Source organism: Microbacterium sp. W1-4-2 (assembly GCF_058349885.2).
Genome location: NZ_JBYRJC020000001.1, coordinates 1,189,383 through 1,206,870, shown reverse-complemented (window position 1 = coordinate 1,206,870; position 17,488 = coordinate 1,189,383). Strand labels below are relative to the sequence as shown.

Here is a 17,488-nt window from a genome sequence, read left to right as displayed (position 1 = left end):
CGCATTGCCCGCGTCGCGGTCGCGCACATAGGGTGAAATCCATGACCGAACCCGCACGCACGCCCTCGCCCGTCGACACGATCGCCGAGGCCTGGGTCGACGACGTCGCCGAGCTGTTTCCGACGGCAGCCACCTACATCGGACGCAACGAGTACAACGATCGCTACGGCGACTATTCGCCGGCGGGCGCCGACGAGGCCGCGCGGCGCGCACGCATTCGCCGGGACGAGCTGCGCAGCGCCGAGCCCGTCGACTTCGTGGACGAGGTCACGAAGGAAGACCTGCTGCGCGAACTGGACCTCGACCTCGAGATGCACGAGGCGCGGGTGCACCTGCGCCAGCTGAACGTCATCGAATCGCCCGTGCAAGAGATCCGCAGCGTCTTCGACCTGATGCCGGCGGCCACCACCGACGACTGGGACGTCGTCTCGCGTCGCCTCGCTGCCGTGCCGTCAGCCGTGAACGGCTATGTCGAGACCCTGCGCGAAGGGATCGCGGCGGGCATCGTCCCCGCGCGGCGGCAGGTCGCCGAAGTGGCGGGGCAGATCACCCGTTACACCGCCGACGACGGGTTCTTCGCCACGTTCGTCGCCGACGCGGCGCCCGCCGAGGGGCAGCTGCCTGCGAGCCTGGCCCGCGAGCTGCTCGACCATGCCAACGAGGCCCGCGTCGCCTACGACGCACTCGGCGAGTTCCTGCTCACCGAGCTCGCGCCGGCTGCGAGCGAGCAGGACGGGGTCGGACGCGACCTGTATGCGCTGTTCTCGCGGCAGTTCCTGGGCGCGACCGTCGACCTCGACGAGACCTACGAATGGGGACTCGAAGAGCTCGCCCGCATGGTCGCCGAGCAGGAGGCCATCGCGAACGAGATCAAGCCCGGCGCAAGCGTGGCCGAAGCGGTCGCGCTGCTCGAAGCAGACCCGACCCGCCGACTGCACGGCACCGCTGCGCTGCAGGAGTGGATGCAGGCCACCGCCGACCGCGCCGTCGCGGATCTGGGCGCGACGCACTTCGACATCCCCGAGCCGGTCCGCCGCATCCAGTGCATGATCGCACCCACGCAAGAGGGCGGCATCTACTACACGGGCCCCACCGACGACTTCTCGCGGCCCGGGCGCATGTGGTGGTCGGTGCCCGAGGGCGTCGAGGAGTTCGACACCTGGCGCGAGCTGACGACCGTCTATCACGAGGGCGTGCCCGGCCATCATCTGCAGATCGCGCAGGCGGTGTACAACCGCGCCGAGCTCAACTCGTGGCGACGACTGCTGGCGGGCACGTCGGGCCACGCGGAGGGATGGGCGCTGTACTCCGAGCGCCTGATGCAGCAGCTGGGCTATCTGGACGATCCGGCAGACAGGCTCGGGATGCTGGACGGTCAGCGCATGCGTGCCGCCCGGGTGGTGCTCGACATCGGCGTGCATCTGGGCAAGCCGCGCCCCGACGGCGACGGCGTCTGGGACGCGGACTACGCATTGGAGTTCATGCGCCGGCATGTGAACATGGACGACGCGTTCATCCGCTTCGAAGTCAACCGCTACCTCGGCTGGCCCGGCCAGGCCCCGTCGTACAAGATCGGTCAGCGCATCTGGGAGCAGCTGCGCGACGAGTACCGCGCGGCGAAGGGCGAGGCGTTCCACATCAAGGAGTTCCACAAGCGGGCTCTGGACATGGGCGGCGTCGGTCTCGACACGCTGCGCAACGCCCTGCTCTCGCTCGCGCGCTGACAACCGCCACCGGTCATTCCTCCCGCAGCAGCCGGGCGACCTCGCCATCCGTGGTCTGGGTGAAGTCGTCGTAGAAGGGCCCCACGGCCCAGAACTCGCGCGCCCGGTGCGGGCACACGAACTCGTCGAAGTCCGCGGCATCCGCCACCCATGCCGCCGGCGCCACCGGCACGGCCAGCACGATCTCCCGGGCCCCGCGCGCACGCAGGGCCCGGGAGGCCGCCACGGCTGTCGCCCCGGTGGCCACGCCGTCGTCGACGAGCAGCACCGGGCTCTCGTCGAACGAGGTGCCGGTGTCGCCCACCGCACCCCGGCGCTCGTCGAGGGTCGCGCGCTCGCGCTCGATGATCCCCGACAGTTCGTCGGCCGAGACGCCTGCGCGACGCAGAGCGCGCTCATCGACGATCCGGACGTCGTCGGCGATCGCACCGACCGCCAGCTCTTCGTTGCCGGGTGCGCCGAGCTTGCGGGCCGCGACGGCGCGCAGGGGCAGTCCGAGGCGCCGGGCGACTTCGGCGGCGACCACGACGCCGCCACGGGCGATTCCCACCACGACCGCGTCGCTGTCGCGCCAGCCGGCCAGTTCGCCGGCCAGCACGGCACCCGCGCCGCGGCGATCCGCGTACAGGGCCATGCGCCCACGATACGTCGCCGTGCGGCGTCCCGGGCCGCGCGCCTGCCGGTCATAGGCTGGGCTGGTGAGTTCAGTGCGTTTTGCGGCGATCGGGGATTCTTTCACGGAGGGCGTCGGCGACGAGTTGCCCGACGGCACGGTCCGCGGGTGGGCCGACCTGGTCGCGCAGGGGTGGGCGGATGCCACGGCCCAGCCGATCCGGTACGCGAATCTCGCGATCCGCGGCAAGCTCATCGAGCCGATCGTGGCCGAGCAGCTCGAACGCGCGTTGGCCCTGCATCCCACCCACCTGTCGTTCAACGGCGGAGGCAACGACATGCTGCGCCCGCGTACCTCGATCTCGCACGTGGCCGACCTGTTCACGCACGTCCTTCGCCGGTGCGACGAAGAGGGCGTCACTCTGATCGCGCTGTCGGGGGCGAATCCGTCGGCGCAGCTGCCACTGAGCCGGGTCATCCAGCGTCGGGGCGACCTGCTGTCCGCCGCCGTCGCGCAGCGGCTGGCCCCGCGGCCCGACGTGCTGACCGCGTGGAACTGGCCCGACCGCGAGCTCAGTGCCGCGGACTACTGGTCCGCGGACCGACTGCACATGAACACCCGCGGCCATCACCGCGTCGCTGCGCGGGTGCTCACTGCACTGGGGCAGGACGTCCCGCCGGACTGGTGGTCGCTGCCGCCGCTGGACGCATCGGCGACGCTGCGCGGCACCGCGTACTACCGCGCCCACGTCGTGCCGTGGATCCGGCGCCGCCTCACCGGCACCTCGTCGGGCGACGGCCGTACGGCCAAGTACGGCGACTGGGTGCAGATCGAGCCGCAGCGGGCCTGAGACACCGGCCAGGGCCGCGACGATGCCCCGCCAGCGTTCACTGATCGCCTCAGGCTATCGGTCACGGGTCGCGGATCGGCGCGGCTGGTCCATGCCCAGCAGCACCCGGGTGCGCTTGCGCTCGATCACGATGAACGTCGCGCCCAGAAGCCAGAGGGGGACCTGGGTGAGGAACGCCAGGCGGAAGGCGTCCAGCGTGTACGTGGCCGGGGTGCCTGCACCCAGCAGGTCGAGGGCGGCGCCGATCAGGAAGATCGAGACGAGGCCGGCGATGAAGCCGCCCGTATTCGTGATGCCGCTGGCCGTGCTCAATCGGTGGCTGGGGTTGTGCGTGCGGGCATGGTCGAACGCGATCATCGAGGCGGGACCGCCCGTGGCCATCGCCACCGCGAGGGCGACCAGCAGCCAGAGGGGAGCAGGCCCCGGCCAGGCGATCACCACGAGCCATGCGACCAGCTGCAGAACGATCGTGGGCAGCACGAGCACCCGGGACCGATGCGTCGGAATTCGTCCCGACAGCGCGCCCATGATCGGCCCGAGGGCCATGCCCACCACGATGTACACCGTCGTCACGCCCGCGGCGCCGGCAGAAGACAGGCCCTCGCCGGCGGTGAGGAACGGGATGCCCCACAGCATGATGAACGCGGTGCCCGAGAACGGCGTCGTGAAATGTGACCAGAACGCGAGGCGAGTGCCCGGGTGCGACCAGGTCGCCCGCAGCCCGACGCGTGTGTCGGCCGTCGAGGTGACGATGCGCACGGCGCCGGTGTCGGTGTTGACCGAGATGTCGGAGGTGACGTTCGGCGGGTGGTTGCGAACGACGAGCAGCAGCAGCACCGCGAACAAGACGCAGAGCCCTGCGATCGAGCCGAAGGCGATGGTCCACGTCGTCGCGTGCACGAGCGCCGCCAGGGGCGCGATGGCGAGCAGCTGACCGGTCAGCCCCACGATGCCCGTCAACTGCACCATGACCGATCCGCGCTGCGACGGGAACCAGGTCGCCACGATCCGCAGCACGCTCGGGAAGATCGCGGCGTCACCGGCGCCGATGAGCATCCGCGCGCCGATCGCGATGCCGACATCGGGCGAGAGCGCCATCGTCAGCTGACCGAGCGCCATCAGCACCATCCCGCTGGCGATGATCGGACGCGTGCCCATGCGGTCCAGCAGGATGCCGATCGGCAGCTGCATCGCCCCGTAGACCGCCAACTGCAGGACGGCGAACATCGACAGTGTCGAGGCATCCGCGTCGAACCGGTGCGCCGCGTCCACCCCCACCGCCGCCAGCGACGTGCGGTTCGTGACGGCGAGCACATATCCAGAGACCGCAACGCCCCAGATGACCCATGCGCGCCACATCGGTGCGGGGGAGACGGGGGTCAGTGTCACGCGGCGATCCGATCGGATGTGGGAGCTACCAGCCTAGTTGCCGTGTCGCAGTGCGCCCGGCGCGCTGGCGCCGCCGCGCCGGGGTGCGCCGCGGCCCTGCTCACGCGGCTTCGGCGAGGAACCGCTCGATCTGCGCGATGGTGTCGGGGTTGTCACGGTGCAGGTGGCTTCGGATGCCGAGGGCCCGGGCACCCTCGAGGGCGATCTCGTGATCGTCGACGAACAGCACGTCCGCGGGAAGGGCGCCCATTCGGCTCAGGGCCGCCGTGTACACGGCACGTTCCGGTTTCGCGACGCCCAGTTCGTGGCTGTAGCAGATCGGGTCGAACACGGTCGAGAAGGCGTACCGTCGCTCTTCCTCCTCGCGCGCGCCGTCGACCGAATTGGACAGGATCGCGACGCCTGCCCGTGACGAGATCGCCTGCGCGAAGTCCATCAGCTCACGGTTGAGCTCGCCGCAGTACGCATCCCACATCTCGGCCTGCATGCGTGCGATCTCGTCCGCATTCAGGCCGACCGCAGCGCCCACAAGATCCCAATAGGTCGCCGCGGTGCCGGCCTCTCGGTCGATGGCGGGAAGGTCGACGCTCTCGAGCCGGCCACGCCATTGCTCGGGGGAGAGGTTCGCCCGGCGCTGCCACCGTGCGACGAACTCGCCCTGCCAGGTGTCGTCGTCGACGATCTCGAGCACACCGCCGATGTCGAACAGGATCCACTTCTTCGCCTGCATCCCGTCAGCCTATAGAGCGGAACGGTCGGCGTTCCTTCGACGTGTGCGCGCTCACCGACCGTCGCGGATGTCACGGACGAAGGCCGTGACGTTTTCGCGCAGGGCGACGATGCGTCGTCCACGTGCGGCTTCGCGGTCGAATCCGGGATAGGCGAGGGGAGGCAGTCTGCGCACGTTCGTGCCGCACTCGAAGTTCGCGCAGGCGAGGGTGCCGACCGTGTCACCGTTGCGTCCCGCGCGCCCTGCGCGCTTCGCCGCGAAGAAGACGACGTCGTTGGGCAGCGTCACGTCTTCGCACCATGAGCACTGCGGCCGGGTGCGCGTGCGCTGCTCCGCTTCGCGCAGGAGGATGCCGACGGGGCGATCGTCGATCGGAAGGACGAGGTTTCCGTCGTGGGAGGTGAGGGGAGACGCCCGGATGGCGCTCGCACGCGGAGGCGTGTGCGCCGTGGGGCGAGGTCATTTCGCGACGGCGCACGGGGCGCCCACGACCTCCTGACGCCCGGACGGGCGGTTGACCGACGAAAGCATGATCGCGAGTCTACGCCCTGCCTCGTTCGCGTCTGTGGGTCATCCCATGCTCAAGCCGTGCCCACACTCGACGCCCTGGGCGAGAGTTGTTTGACATTTCACATGTCAAAGGTATCTTTGGGGATATGCAGGTCACCGATCCACGGGCGCTGCGCGCACTCGCACATCCGCTGCGGCTGGACCTGATCGAGCTGCTGGGCACCGCGGGCGCACTCACTGCGGCCGAAAGCGCGCGTCGGCTCGGATCGACGCAAGCGAGCTGTTCGTACCACCTGCGGCAGCTGGCAAGATACGGCTACGTCGAGAAGGCGATGCAGGGCGATGACAGTCGTGAGCACCCATGGCGATTGACCGACATCAGGCAGAACTGGTCGAGCGCCGCCGCCGGGGCGGGGGAGGTGCAGCGGGTCTTCATCCAGCGCGAAGCAGACAAGGTGATCGCCTGGCAAGATGTCAGCGCCGCGCAGCCGCCGTCATGGCGAGAGGCTGCGTTCGTCACGGGTGCGTCGTTGCCGCTGACCGCAGCGGAACTCGACGACGTTCGCGACCGCCTCGCAACGGTCCTCGAGCCGTACATCGCGCGCCTCGCGGATTCTTCCCGCAGACCGGAGGGTCATCGATTCGTCCGGGTGCTGCTCGCCGGCACACCGGCAGCAGCGGCAGAAGACGGGACCAGGTCATGAGCGCCGACACGACAGCGACGACGCATCTCACCGAGATCGACACGACGGTTGTCACGCAGGTCGGCGCGCTCGCGGCGATCATCAGCAGGCCGAGCGGGTCAGACGTCCCGCGGCCGGGCATCGTCCTGATCGACGGATCGGGCGACGGCGATCGCAACCACTGGGGGAGCCTGCCCGGTTGGCTCGTCGAGTCCGGCGCGATCGTGCTGCGGCACGACAAACCCGGTTGCGACGGCTCGCCGGGCCATTGGCTGGATCAGACGCTGGAGGACCGAGCACGCGAGTCTCTCGCGGCGCTGCAGGTTCTGCGCTCCCATCCATCGACTGCCGGGCAGCCGGTGGGCCTCTACGGCATCAGTCAGGGCGGCTGGGTGGCGCTGCTGGCGGCGGCTTTGGAACCGGATGCCGTGGACTTCGTGATCTGCGACTCCGGGCCGGGCACCACGCCGGCCGCGCAGGAACGCGAGCGATTCGCGGTCGCGCTGCGTGCTGACGGTCATGACGCGGCCTCGAACGAGCACGCCATGGCGTGGGTGGACGAACGATTCGCGCGTCTGCGTCGCGGTGACACGGAGGACGTCCTGCTCGCCGCGCAGGAGCGGTACGCGGACGAGCCCTGGTACGACACGGTGCGATTCCCGTACGACACTCCCGAGCACCTGCGCTTCGTGCGCCGGATCATGGACTTCGATCCGACGGCGGTGATGCCGAGCGTCCGATGCCCGGTGCTCGCCCTGTTCGGGGGAGCGGACGCCCTGATCCCCGTCGCTGCGAGCGTCGCTGCCTTCGCCGAGAATCTGCCGCCGAACCGCCAGCACGGCCTTGCGGTGTTCCCGCGTGCAGATCATGGCCTGTTCATCGCCGACCCGGAGCCGGGCGTGTCCCGGCGCGAACAACTCGCGCCCACCTATCTTCCGACCGTCGCCGCGTTCCTTGCGGATCGCGCGGGGGAAGCCGTGTCAGCTGCTGGATGAGCGAACGGCCGTCAGCCACGCAGCAGCGATCCGCCGGAAGGTCTCGGGCTGCTCGATCCACGGGTAGTGGCCGCAGTCTTCGATCAGCGACAGACGCGCGCCCAGTATGGCGGCGTAGTCCCTCACCGGCTGCGCGCCGGTGAGATAGTCTCGGTCGCCGCCGATCACGAGGGTGGGAGGCAGGAGCGCCTCTCGGATGCGCTCCGACACGTCGGCAGGGATGCCGTCGAACCACGCCAGTGCGGCCGCCAGGCTGACCCTGCCGACTGTCGCATGAGCCCGTTCGGCTTCCGTCCAGTGCGCGTAGGTCGCGGGTGCTTGTCGCTGGAAGGTCGCTTGGAAGGCAGTCTCTGTGTCGGAATGATCCTGCTCCAACGACTCGAGAGCATCCGCGACATCAGGATCGGCGCGGTCGATCACGATCGTCTGACCATCGTGCGGCGTTCCGGTGAGCCATGTAGCGGGAGGAGTGACCAATGCGAGCGAACGGACGCGTTCCGGGTAGCGCGCCGCAACGGCGAGCACGAGTCGTGTGCCCGCGGAGTGTGCGAGAACGTCGACCGTGGCCACCCCCAGTGCGTCGGCCAGTGCCACCACATCGTCGGCATCCGTCCACCACCCGCGCGAAAGCCCTCCGGTGAGGGGGGTCCCGCGTGGATGCAGGACAACGAGCCGATGGACGTTGTCGAGACCGGCGAGGTCACCCAAGTACTCGGGACCCCGGCAAGGACCGCCGGGGAGCACGATGGTGGGCTCACCGCGCGGATCTCCCATCTCCGTGGTGGCGAAGGGGAGGTCTCGATCAGCCCGTACTGACATAATGTGCATTATCGGTTATTCATCTCGGACGGAGAATCGAGTCCATCGCTGCAAAGTCGGCGGCGTCATACTCTCACGGTCTCCACAGATCGACCCATTTGCGATCGTCTGGCGCGAGCCCTTCAGCGAGCTGCACGTCGAATGTCGCGAGCCTCGCGTCGTGCTTGGCCGCCAGATTGACGAGATGCAGATCCGCCACTTGCCGTCGCCCCATCAGCACACGATCATCGATCGACGATGCGGCCAGAGACGCGTCGTCGGCGAGCCAGGCCCAGCCCGACACCTTTCGTATCGCACGCAGCTGCGTCAACGCCTCTTGGCCGGTCACTTTTCGCCCCGTGACGGCTTCAGTCATGAGAAGCCTGACCAATCCGGCCTCGGTCACCGGCGAGGTGTGCCACACATCCAACTGCGCGAATCGCTCATGGGCCACGGCATGATGCACGTGCTCATCCCACGTCAGCGCAAACAGGACATTGACGTCGAGCAGCACACTCATGATTCATCGTCGCGGAACTCGGCGACAAGTTCGTCGGTGACCGCGTGACCGGGAACTCCGCGCATCACGGGAAAGCCGGACTGCGTCGCAGCTGTCGCGCCGGTACCGGCCCGGATACCTCGCAGAGCAAGGTCCGACACGGCACGCCCCAGCGAGACACCGTCCGCGCGTGCCCTCGCGCGAGCTGCGCTGAGCACGACCGGATCGATATCCAGCGTTGTTCGCATGACGTCATCATAACATCACCGCATCAGCTCGGCCTCACCGCTCCGACGTACTGTGCGAGGTGCTCCCCCGTGAGGGTCGAACGGCTCGTGACCAGGTCGGCCGGCGTCCCCTCGAACACGACACGACCGCCGTCGTGCCCGGCACCCGGGCCGAGGTCGATGATCCAGTCGGCGTGGGCCATCACGGCCTGATGATGCTCGATCACGATCACGCTCTTACCCGAGTCGACGAGACGGTCCAGCAGCCCCAGCAGGTTCTCGACATCGGCGAGATGCAGGCCGCTGGTGGGCTCGTCGAGCACATAGACCTCTCCCCCGTCGGACATCTGGGTCGCGAGCTTGATGCGCTGTCGCTCGCCGCCCGACAGCGTCGACAGCGGCTGGCCGAGCGTGAGGTACCCGAGGCCGACGTCCACGAGGCGGTCCAAGGTCTTGCCCACCGCGGCGATCTTCGCCTCGCCCGATCCGAAGAACTCACGCGCGTCGCGCACCTGCATGTCGAGCACCTCGGTGATGTCCTTGCCGCCGAGCGTGTAGTCGAGCACCGCGGCCTGGAACTTCTTTCCCCCACAGTCCTCACAGGGCGTCTCCACGGTGTCCATGAAGCCGAGTTGCGTGACGATCACCCCCGACCCCTTGCACGACAGGCAGGCTCCCTCGGAGTTCGCACTGAACAGAGACGGCTTGACGCCGTTCGCCTTGGCGAACGCCTTGCGGATGGGCTCCAGCATCCCGGTATATGTCGCGGGGTTGCTGCGACGCGACCCGCGGATCGCCCCCTGATCCACCGAAACCACGCTCTCGCGTCCAACCACCGAACTATGGATCAGAGAGCTCTTGCCGGATCCGGCGACCCCGGTGAGCACTGTCAGCACGCCGAGCGGGATGTCGACGTCCACATCGCGAAGGTTGTGCTCCGTCGCCCCGCGTACGGGGATGACGCCAGATGCCGCGCGCACGGTCTTCTTCACAGAGGCACGGTCATCGAGGTGTCGGCCGGTGACCGTGTCGCTCGCCCGCAGTTCGTCGACGGTGCCCTGGAAGCAGATCTCGCCGCCCGCGCTGCCGGCGCCCGGGCCGAGGTCGACGACGCGGTCGGCGATCACGATCGTCTCGGGCTTGTGCTCGACCACCAGCACCGTGTTGCCCTTGTCGCGCAGCTGCAGCAGCAGGCCGTTCATCCGCTGGATGTCGTGCGGATGCAGGCCGATCGTGGGCTCGTCGAACACATAGGTCACGTCGGTGAGCGACGAGCCCAGGTGGCGCAGGAGCTTGATGCGCTGCGATTCTCCCCCGCTGAGGGTTCCGGACGGTCGGTCCAGGCTCAGATACCCGAGGCCGAGGGTCACGAACGCGTCGAGGTTCGCGCTCAGCCCAGCCAGCAGCGGACCCGCCTCGGGCCGGCCCAGTCCACGCACCCACGCGGCCAGATCGGTGACCTGCATCCGGCACGCGTCCGCGATGCTCACGCCGTCGATCTTCGACGATCTGGCGCCCTCGGTCAGCCGGGTGCCGTCGCAGTCGGGGCACGTCGCGAAGGTCACCGCGCGCTCGACGAACCGCCGCACGTGCGGCTGCATGGACTCGAGGTCCTTCGACAGCATCGACTTCGTGATCTTCGGGATGAGTCCCTCGTAGGTCATGTTGATGTTCTGGATCTTGACCTTGGTGGGCTCGCTGTACAGGAAGGCGTGCCGCTGCTTCTCGGTGAAGGTCGAGATCGGCTTGTCGGCGGGATAGAACCCGGACTCGGCGAAGCCGCGCACCATCCAGCCATCGGGAACGTAGCCCGGCACGAGGATCGCGCCGTCCTTCAGCGACAGCGACTCGTCCACCACGTGCGAGAGATCGATGTCCGACACCTGTCCGCGCCCTTCGCAGCGCGGGCACATGCCGCCGAGGTAGACCTCGTTGCGCACGATCTTCTTCTCACCCTTCGCCGAGGTCATGATGCCGCTGGCCTTCTGCGTCGGCACGTTGAACGAGAACGCGGTCGGGCCGCCGATGTACGGCTCCCCCAGTTTCGAGAAGAGGATCCGCAGCATCGCGTTGGCGTCGGTGACCGTGCCCACGGTGGATCGCGGATTCGCCCCCAGACGCTCCTGGTCGACGATGATCGCCGTGGTCAGCCCCTCCAGCACGTCCACATCGGGACGGGCGAGTGACGGCATGAAGCCCTGCACGAACGCGCTGTAGGTCTCGTTGATCATCCGCTGCGACTCCGCGGCGATCGTCGCGAAGACCAGGGAGCTCTTTCCCGAGCCCGACAGACCCGTGAAGACGGTCAGTCTGCGCTTCGGGATGTCGAGGTCGACGCCCTTCAGATTGTGTTCGCGTGCTCCCCGTACAGAGATCCGGTCGTGCGTGTCGGCCTGATGCATGACGCCAGCGTAGGCGCTGGGCGCGTTCGACCGCGACGGCGGCAGCCGCCGCCGTGAAGGGCGCCGCGTGTCGGATGCCGCTCCCCACGCCGGCACCACTAGCCTGAGGGCGCACGACCTCACAGCGATCGTTCAGAAAGGTGAGCGTCATCATGTCCACCGATCCCCCTGTCGACAAGTCTGCGGTCAACGGCATCCGCACCCTTCTCGGCCTCAGCGGCATCGTCGCCCTCATCGTCGGCATCCTGATCCTGGTCTGGCCCGGCAAGACCGCGGCCGTCGTCACCGCGATCGCGGCGATCTACGCCATCGTCGTCGGGCTGGTGTATCTGGGCCTCGGCATCTTCTCCAAGACACTCAGCGGCTGGGCCCGCGTCGGGCACATCGTCCTCGGTCTTGTCTTCATCGTGGCGGGTGTGGTCGCCTTCGCCAACCTGACCGCCACGGCGCTCTGGTTCGCCACGCTCATCGGCATCCTGGTCGGCATCATGTGGATCGTCGAAGGCGTCGTGGCACTCACCGCCGTCGGCGGCGCGCGGTCGCGGGGCTGGACCGTCTTCTACGCGGTCCTGAGCATCATCGCCGGGATCACCCTGCTGTTCTCGCCGCTGTACGGCGCCCTGATCCTGTGGTGGCTGCTGGGCATCTCGCTCGTGGTGCTCGGCATCCTGCAGATCGTCCGCGCGTTCTCGTTCAACTCGCACGAGTAGCGATCAGCGGCCCACCGCGTACGCAGAACGCCCCGGGGTCATTCCCGGGGCGTTCGTCATCGGCGGTTCTCCGATGGATGTCGCAGCCTACTCGGCGACGAAAGATCCGGTGTCGCCCACCAGGCGCAGGTGCTCGGCCGGGATCGGATCGACGGCCGCCTGCGCGACCTCGGCGGCGAATTCCGCCACGTTGTACAGACGTCCCGCATCCTCGCGTCGCGAGGCGATCGCACCGGGGTTCACCCGCTCGAGCAGCGTCGCCGTGATCGTCCCCTCGATCATGTCGCCCGACACGACGACGAACTCGATGCCCTTCTCGTCCAGCGCGGGAATGCGCTCGCGCAGGGCGTCCTCTCCGGCCCGCTTCGACAGGGCCACCTGCTCGTACTCGGGCATCGTCGGCGTGGTGCGGATGAAGTGCGCCTGGTGGCTCGTGACGAATACGACCCGCGACCCGGCGCGCATCAGCGGCACCGCTGCCTCGAGCACGCGCACCTGCGCGTCGCGGTTGAGCTGCAGTGCGTAGTCCGGGGCCATGCCCGATTCCATGCCGCCCGAGGCGTTCAGGACCAGGATGTCCAGGCCGCCGAAGGCCTCGGACACGTCGGCGAACATCGCGTCGACCGACGCCTGATCGGTGAGGTCCGCCCCCACCACGAGCGCCTCGACGCCGAGCTCGCGCAGCTGATCGGCGAGCTTGTTCGCGCGGGGGGCCTTGTTGCGGTAGTTGATGACGACATTCGCGCCGGCTTCGGCGAAGTAGCGGACGGTGTCGGCACCGATGCCGCGCGACGAACCCGTGACGAGGGCTGTCTTGCCGCGCAGGGCGTCGGCGGGAAGGATCTGTGACACGAGGGCTCCTGATCTGGACGAGGATGCCTGCGCCGCGCGCGGCGGTCGGCAGGGCGATTCGACCCTATCAATCCGCTCCCCGCAGGTGATCAATCCGCCCCCGCCCCGGGCTGCCGGCACCCGGCGACATGCTAGGTTCGGGATCACACTCGATAATGCTGAGGGAGGCCGGGTGGACGTCATCACGGGGATCACGGAATTCGCGTGGATCGGCTGGATCGTGCTCATCGCGATCTTCCTCGTGATCGAGATGCTGACTCTCGACTTCACGTTCCTCATGCTGGGCATCGGCGGTCTCGCCGGCCTCATCGCGGACCTGTTCGGCGCCGAGCTCTGGCTGCAGGTCGTGATCGCGGCCGTTGTCGCCGCTCTGCTCATCTTCCTTCTGCGCCCGCCTCTGCTGCGACGGCTGCGACGGGGCGAGGACCCGACGCCGTCCAACGTCGCCGCCCTGACCGGGATGCCGGCTCTCGTGCTGTCGACCGTGACCCGGCTCGGCGGCCTGGTCAAGCTGTCCAACGGCGAGACGTGGACGGCCCGGTCGTCGGACGAGTCCGCAACCATCCCGCCGCAGGCGCACGTACGGGTCGACCGCATCGACGGCGCGACGGCGTACGTGACGAGCACTCCCGAGTCCTCCGAAGGAGAACTGCCATGACGCCCACACAGCTCATCCCCACCGTGATCGGGTGGATCGTCGCGCTCGCGATCCTGATCTTCGTGATCGTCGTCATCGCCCGCGCCATCCGGATCATCCCTCAGGCCACCGCCGGCATCGTCGAACGGCTCGGCCGCTACCACAAGACCTTGCAGCCCGGTCTGAACCTGCTGGTGCCGTTCATCGACCGTCTGCGTCCCCTTATCGACATGCGCGAGCAGGTCGTCTCGTTCCCGCCCCAGCCGGTGATCACCGAAGACAACCTGGTCGTCTCGATCGACACGGTCGTGTACTTCCAGGTCACCGACGCCCGCGCGGCCACGTATGAGATCGCCAACTATCTCGGCGCCGTCGAACAGCTCACCACCACCACGCTGCGAAACGTGGTCGGCGGCCTCAACCTCGAAGAGGCCTTGACCAGCCGCGACGAGATCAACAGCAAGCTGCGCATCGTGCTCGACGAGGCCACCGGCAAGTGGGGCATCCGCGTCTCGCGTGTAGAGCTGAAGGCCATCGATCCGCCGGTGTCGATCCAGGACTCGATGGAGAAGCAGATGCGCGCCGAGCGCGACCGTCGCGCCGCGATCCTCACCGCCGAGGGCTCGAAGCAGTCGCAGATCCTCGAGGCCGAGGGTCGTCGGCAGGCGGCCATCCTGCAGGCCGAGGGCGACAAGCAGGCGCAGGTGCTGCGCGCCGAGGGCGAGGCGCAGGCGATCCAGAAGGTGTTCGACTCGATCCACGAGGGAAACCCCGACGACAAGCTGCTGGCCTACCAGTACTTGCTGACCCTGCCGAAGATCGCCGACAGCGCGTCGAGCAAACTGTGGATCATCCCCAGCGAGTTCACCGACGCGCTCAAGGGCCTGACCGGCGCCTTCGGCGGCAGGACGGCCGGCGCGACGCCCCCGGCTCCCTTCGCCGCACCGGGTTCGCACGACACGCCGCTGACGCCGCCCACTCCGTGACCCACCCCTGGTTCACGGCATCCCCCGCTCCGCGGGTTCTGGCGCACCGCGGTCTCGTCTCTGCTGTGTCTGCTGCCGACGGGGTGGCCGAGAACTCCTTCGCCGCCGTCGCCGCCGCCCACGCTGCCGGGGCGACGTACATCGAGTCGGACTGCCACCTGACCGCGGACGGCCACGCGGTCCTCTTCCACGACGAGGATCTCCGCCGGGTGATCGACGATCCGCGCCCCATCGCCGCGGTGGGCCTGGCCGAGCTCGAGGACCTCATGTCCGAGCGGGGCGGCCTGATCACGCTGCAGCAGGCCCTGGAGTCCTTTCCGACAGTCCGGTTCAACGTCGACGTGAAGGCGGATGCCGCGGCCGAGCCGGCCGGCAGGATCATCGCGCCGCACGCGCGGCGGGTGCTGCTGACCAGCTTCTCCGACGGCCGGCGCAGGCGGACGCTGGCGGCGTCCCACCACGAGGGCGGCGAGCCGGCGACCTCGGGCGGGCGCTCTGTGATCGCATCGATCGCCGCGGCCGTCGCGCTGCGGGTCCCCGAGGCGGCGCGCAGCGCCTGGGACGAGGTCGACGCGCTGCAGATCCCCGAACGTCACGGTCGGGTGCGGGTGCTCACGCCGCGGCTGATCGACGCCGCCCACGAGCGCGGCGTCGAGGTGCACGTCTGGACCGTCGACGACCCGGCCGACATGACCCGGCTGCTGGACATGGGCGTGGACGGGATCGTCACCGATCACGCCGATCTCGCGCTGGATCTGGTGGATCGCCGCGGGCGCTGAGCATCGCCTGTGAAACCTCTCGCATCGTGCTCCGTTCGGATGATGCGCACAGGTCACCGCGTTATACCTGTGTAGCGACGAGAGGACCATACGATGGCAGACCGCAGCCTGCGAGGCATTCGACTCGGCGCCCAGAGCCTACAGAGCGAAGAGGGCGTCGTTTTTCATGAGCGCATCCAGAAGACCTACGCGTGCACCGCATGTGGACGCGACACCACGCTGACTTTCGCTGCCGACGCCGAGGTTCCCGAGACCTGGGAGTGCCGCACGTGCGGCGCTGAGGCCGTGCTCCGCATCGGCGAGGGCATCGCCACCGTGGACCACAGCGATGACAAGGCCCCCCGCACGCACTGGGACATGCTGCTCGAGCGCCGTACGATCCCCGAGCTCGAGGAGCTGCTCGAAGAGCGCCTGGCCCTGCTGCGCGCACGGCGCGGCGGCGACACCAAGCTCAGCGCCTGATCCATCCGGCGTCTTCGACGCCAGGACACTCACGCGATGCCGGTCCCTTCGGGGCCGGCATCCGTCGTCTGCGCCGCCCTGCGTCCTCGCCGCCATCGGACGAACCCGAGCGCTGCGAGCAGCACCGCACTCCCCCAGCCGAACAGCACCGTGAGCGCAGGCCCCGCCATCACCGCGGGGGTCAGCCCGGTGCGCAGCGGCACGTCGTCGAGCATCGCCCCGGGCTCCCCGGCCTGCAGCCCGTCCAGCTCCGAGCCGTCGGGCGCGATGATCTGGCTGGTTCCCACCGTGGAGATGTTGACCACCGCGCGACCGGTCTCGATCGCGCGCATGCGTGCGAAGGCCAGCTGCTGCAGATTCTCGTCGGTGCCCCGGAAGTCAGCATTGTTGGTCTGGAACATGTACACCTGCGCACCCTGGCGGGCGCCGTCCCAGACGACGTCGTCGTAGATCACGTCGAAGCAGATCGCGAGCCCCACGCCCACGCCGTTCACGTCGAACACCGGAGGCTTCGTGCCCGGCGTGTACTCGCGCTGGATCAGATCGATCAGGTCCGGGGCGAAGAAGTGGTACAACCAGCGATCGGGCACGTACTCGCCGAAGGGCACGGGATGCCGTTTGTCGTAGATCTGGACGGGGTTGTGCGCGCCCGCCTTCCACAGCAGCGACGAGTTGTACAGGTCGGCGGCGCTCTGGGTGATCGCGCCGACGATCAGCGGCGCGTCGACGGCCTCTGAGAGCCGATCCAGCACCTCGGCCGTGGTGTCGTCGTGCGTGGGGTCCGAGTCCATACTGCCTTCGGGCCACAGCAGCACGTCCATCTTCTTGCCGACCAGCGGCGCCGTCGCGTTCAGCTGTGCGTTCAGGACCTGACCCGGCGCCCGGCGGTCGAAGTAGCCCGTCGGCCCGTTGCCCTGCACGGCACCGATGCGGATCGATCCGGACGGCGTCGTCGGGAACTGCGGCACGAACGCCAGCAGTGCGAGGGCCACGAGCGTCGGGAGCACCGTGCGCACGTCGCGGAACCGCCGGATCCGGACGTATTCGATCGCCGCCGCGCACACGAACACGACGAAGAAGGTCAGCCCGCTCATACCCACCCACGACGCCATCGGCGCGAACGGCCCCGAGACCTGCGTGACGCCGATCCGCCCCCAGGGGAAGCCCCCGTACGGCCACGATCCGAGCACCTGCTCCCGCATGGTCCACAGGCCCGCGACCAGGGCGGGAAGCGCCGTCAGACGCCACCACGAGGCGCGCTGCGGCCACCAGCGGTAGACGAGCGCGAGCGGCACGGCGAACGCGGCGGTCAGCACGGCTTCGAACACCGAAAGCGCCAGCCACGGCACCGGCCCCAGGTACCGCGCCGTGAACGACACGTTGATGAGGAAGAACGCCGCGCCGAACACGAAGCCGACCAGCACCGCGCCCCAGGCCCTGCGTCCGATCAGGGTCAGCAGCGTGAGCGCGACCGCGGGGAACGCCACCGGCCACCAGCTCAGGGATGGAAAGGCCAGGGGCAGCCCGGCACCGGCCGCCGCTGCGGCGAACGCGGCGACACCGAGCGGAAGAACAGGTCGCGGCAGAGAGCGCGACCGGGCGCGGCGTTCGGGCACGGATCAACCCTAAGCCAGGCGGCCGG

19 protein-coding genes are annotated in these 17,488 nt (G+C 68.8%); 9 read left to right on the top strand and 10 right to left on the bottom strand.

The features are described 5' to 3' along the window. The first annotated feature begins 41 nt into the window (after positions 1-41). The gene (locus AC3RX0_RS05560; protein ID WP_491504923.1) at positions 42-1,724 is read left to right on the top strand and encodes a DUF885 domain-containing protein; all 1,683 of its coding nucleotides are present in this window, start codon (positions 42-44) and stop codon (positions 1,722-1,724) included. A gap of 13 nt (positions 1,725-1,737) precedes the next feature. Here the strand turns inward: AC3RX0_RS05560 and AC3RX0_RS05555 are convergent, their stop codons facing one another. Beyond that, entirely contained in the window at positions 1,738-2,358 is a 621-nt protein-coding gene (locus AC3RX0_RS05555) for a phosphoribosyltransferase (RefSeq protein WP_491504922.1), read from the bottom strand. Positions 2,359-2,422: 64 nt separating this feature from the next. Between AC3RX0_RS05555 and AC3RX0_RS05550 the strand changes: the two genes are divergently transcribed. Beyond that, the gene (locus tag AC3RX0_RS05550) at positions 2,423-3,187 is read left to right on the top strand and encodes an SGNH/GDSL hydrolase family protein (protein WP_491504921.1); all 765 of its coding nucleotides are present in this window, start codon (positions 2,423-2,425) and stop codon (positions 3,185-3,187) included. 54 nt (positions 3,188-3,241) lie between these two features. Here the strand turns inward: AC3RX0_RS05550 and AC3RX0_RS05545 are convergent, their stop codons facing one another. From AC3RX0_RS05545 to AC3RX0_RS05535, 3 genes are all read right to left on the bottom strand, one after another. Beyond that, positions 3,242-4,546, bottom strand: a complete 1,305-nt coding sequence (locus tag AC3RX0_RS05545; protein WP_491505392.1) for an MFS transporter — start codon at positions 4,544-4,546, stop codon at positions 3,242-3,244. 130 nt (positions 4,547-4,676) lie between these two features. Beyond that, entirely contained in the window at positions 4,677-5,306 is a 630-nt protein-coding gene (locus AC3RX0_RS05540; RefSeq protein WP_491504920.1) for an HAD-IA family hydrolase, read from the bottom strand. A 51-nt stretch (positions 5,307-5,357) separates the two neighbouring features. Then, a complete protein-coding gene (locus AC3RX0_RS05535; RefSeq protein WP_491505391.1) occupies positions 5,358-5,651 on the bottom strand; it encodes an FBP domain-containing protein in 294 nt (97 codons plus the stop codon). 311 nt (positions 5,652-5,962) lie between these two features. Here AC3RX0_RS05535 and AC3RX0_RS05530 point away from each other — a divergent pair, with 311 nt between their 5' ends. Beyond that, entirely contained in the window at positions 5,963-6,520 is a 558-nt protein-coding gene (locus AC3RX0_RS05530; RefSeq protein WP_491504919.1) for a winged helix-turn-helix domain-containing protein, read from the top strand. After that, positions 6,517-7,494, top strand: a complete 978-nt coding sequence (locus AC3RX0_RS05525; RefSeq protein WP_491504918.1) for an alpha/beta hydrolase family protein — start codon at positions 6,517-6,519, stop codon at positions 7,492-7,494. Before AC3RX0_RS05530 ends, AC3RX0_RS05525 begins: the two co-directional genes overlap by 4 nt. Here the strand turns inward: AC3RX0_RS05525 and AC3RX0_RS05520 are convergent. The 4 genes from AC3RX0_RS05520 to AC3RX0_RS05505 all read right to left on the bottom strand — a co-directional run bounded on the left by AC3RX0_RS05520 (position 7,480) and on the right by AC3RX0_RS05505 (position 11,420). Further along, a complete protein-coding gene (locus AC3RX0_RS05520) occupies positions 7,480-8,268 on the bottom strand; it encodes an alpha/beta fold hydrolase (RefSeq protein WP_491505390.1) in 789 nt (262 codons plus the stop codon). The two genes, AC3RX0_RS05525 and AC3RX0_RS05520, sit on opposite strands and share 15 nt — an antisense overlap. Positions 8,269-8,386: 118 nt before the next feature. After that, entirely contained in the window at positions 8,387-8,812 is a 426-nt protein-coding gene (locus AC3RX0_RS05515) for a TA system VapC family ribonuclease toxin (RefSeq protein WP_491504917.1), read from the bottom strand. Next, positions 8,809-9,039: a hypothetical protein gene (locus AC3RX0_RS05510; RefSeq protein WP_498165889.1), complete on the bottom strand. Its 231-nt coding sequence runs from the start codon at positions 9,037-9,039 to the stop codon at positions 8,809-8,811. Before AC3RX0_RS05510 ends, AC3RX0_RS05515 begins: the two co-directional genes overlap by 4 nt. Positions 9,040-9,062: 23 nt before the next feature. After that, the gene (locus AC3RX0_RS05505) at positions 9,063-11,420 is read right to left on the bottom strand and encodes an ATP-binding cassette domain-containing protein (RefSeq protein ID WP_491504916.1); all 2,358 of its coding nucleotides are present in this window, start codon (positions 11,418-11,420) and stop codon (positions 9,063-9,065) included. A gap of 152 nt (positions 11,421-11,572) precedes the next feature. Here AC3RX0_RS05505 and AC3RX0_RS05500 point away from each other — a divergent pair, with 152 nt between their 5' ends. Next, positions 11,573-12,130, top strand: a complete 558-nt coding sequence (locus AC3RX0_RS05500; RefSeq protein ID WP_498165886.1) for an HdeD family acid-resistance protein — start codon at positions 11,573-11,575, stop codon at positions 12,128-12,130. Between the two features lie 87 nt (positions 12,131-12,217). Here AC3RX0_RS05500 and AC3RX0_RS05495 read toward each other — a convergent pair whose 3' ends face one another. Next, positions 12,218-12,982 carry an SDR family oxidoreductase gene (locus AC3RX0_RS05495; protein WP_491504914.1) on the bottom strand — a complete coding sequence of 255 codons (765 nt, stop codon included), beginning with the start codon at positions 12,980-12,982 and terminating at the stop codon, positions 12,218-12,220. A 172-nt stretch (positions 12,983-13,154) separates the two neighbouring features. Here AC3RX0_RS05495 and AC3RX0_RS05490 point away from each other — a divergent pair, with 172 nt between their 5' ends. The 4 genes from AC3RX0_RS05490 (at position 13,155) to AC3RX0_RS05475 (ending at position 15,846) form a co-directional block, all read left to right on the top strand. Continuing rightward, positions 13,155-13,640, top strand: a complete 486-nt coding sequence (locus tag AC3RX0_RS05490) for an NfeD family protein (RefSeq protein WP_491504913.1) — start codon at positions 13,155-13,157, stop codon at positions 13,638-13,640. Further along, positions 13,637-14,605, top strand: a complete 969-nt coding sequence (locus tag AC3RX0_RS05485) for an SPFH domain-containing protein (RefSeq protein ID WP_491504912.1) — start codon at positions 13,637-13,639, stop codon at positions 14,603-14,605. Before AC3RX0_RS05490 ends, AC3RX0_RS05485 begins: the two co-directional genes overlap by 4 nt. Beyond that, positions 14,602-15,384, top strand: a complete 783-nt coding sequence (locus AC3RX0_RS05480) for a glycerophosphodiester phosphodiesterase family protein (protein WP_491504911.1) — start codon at positions 14,602-14,604, stop codon at positions 15,382-15,384. Before AC3RX0_RS05485 ends, AC3RX0_RS05480 begins: the two co-directional genes overlap by 4 nt. A 93-nt stretch (positions 15,385-15,477) precedes the next feature. Next, a complete protein-coding gene (locus tag AC3RX0_RS05475; protein WP_491504910.1) occupies positions 15,478-15,846 on the top strand; it encodes an RNA polymerase-binding protein RbpA in 369 nt (122 codons plus the stop codon). 29 nt (positions 15,847-15,875) lie between these two features. Here AC3RX0_RS05475 and lnt read toward each other — a convergent pair whose 3' ends face one another. Further along, positions 15,876-17,462, bottom strand: a complete 1,587-nt coding sequence (lnt, locus tag AC3RX0_RS05470) for an apolipoprotein N-acyltransferase (RefSeq protein ID WP_491504909.1) — start codon at positions 17,460-17,462, stop codon at positions 15,876-15,878. Positions 17,463-17,488: the final 26 nt, after the last annotated feature.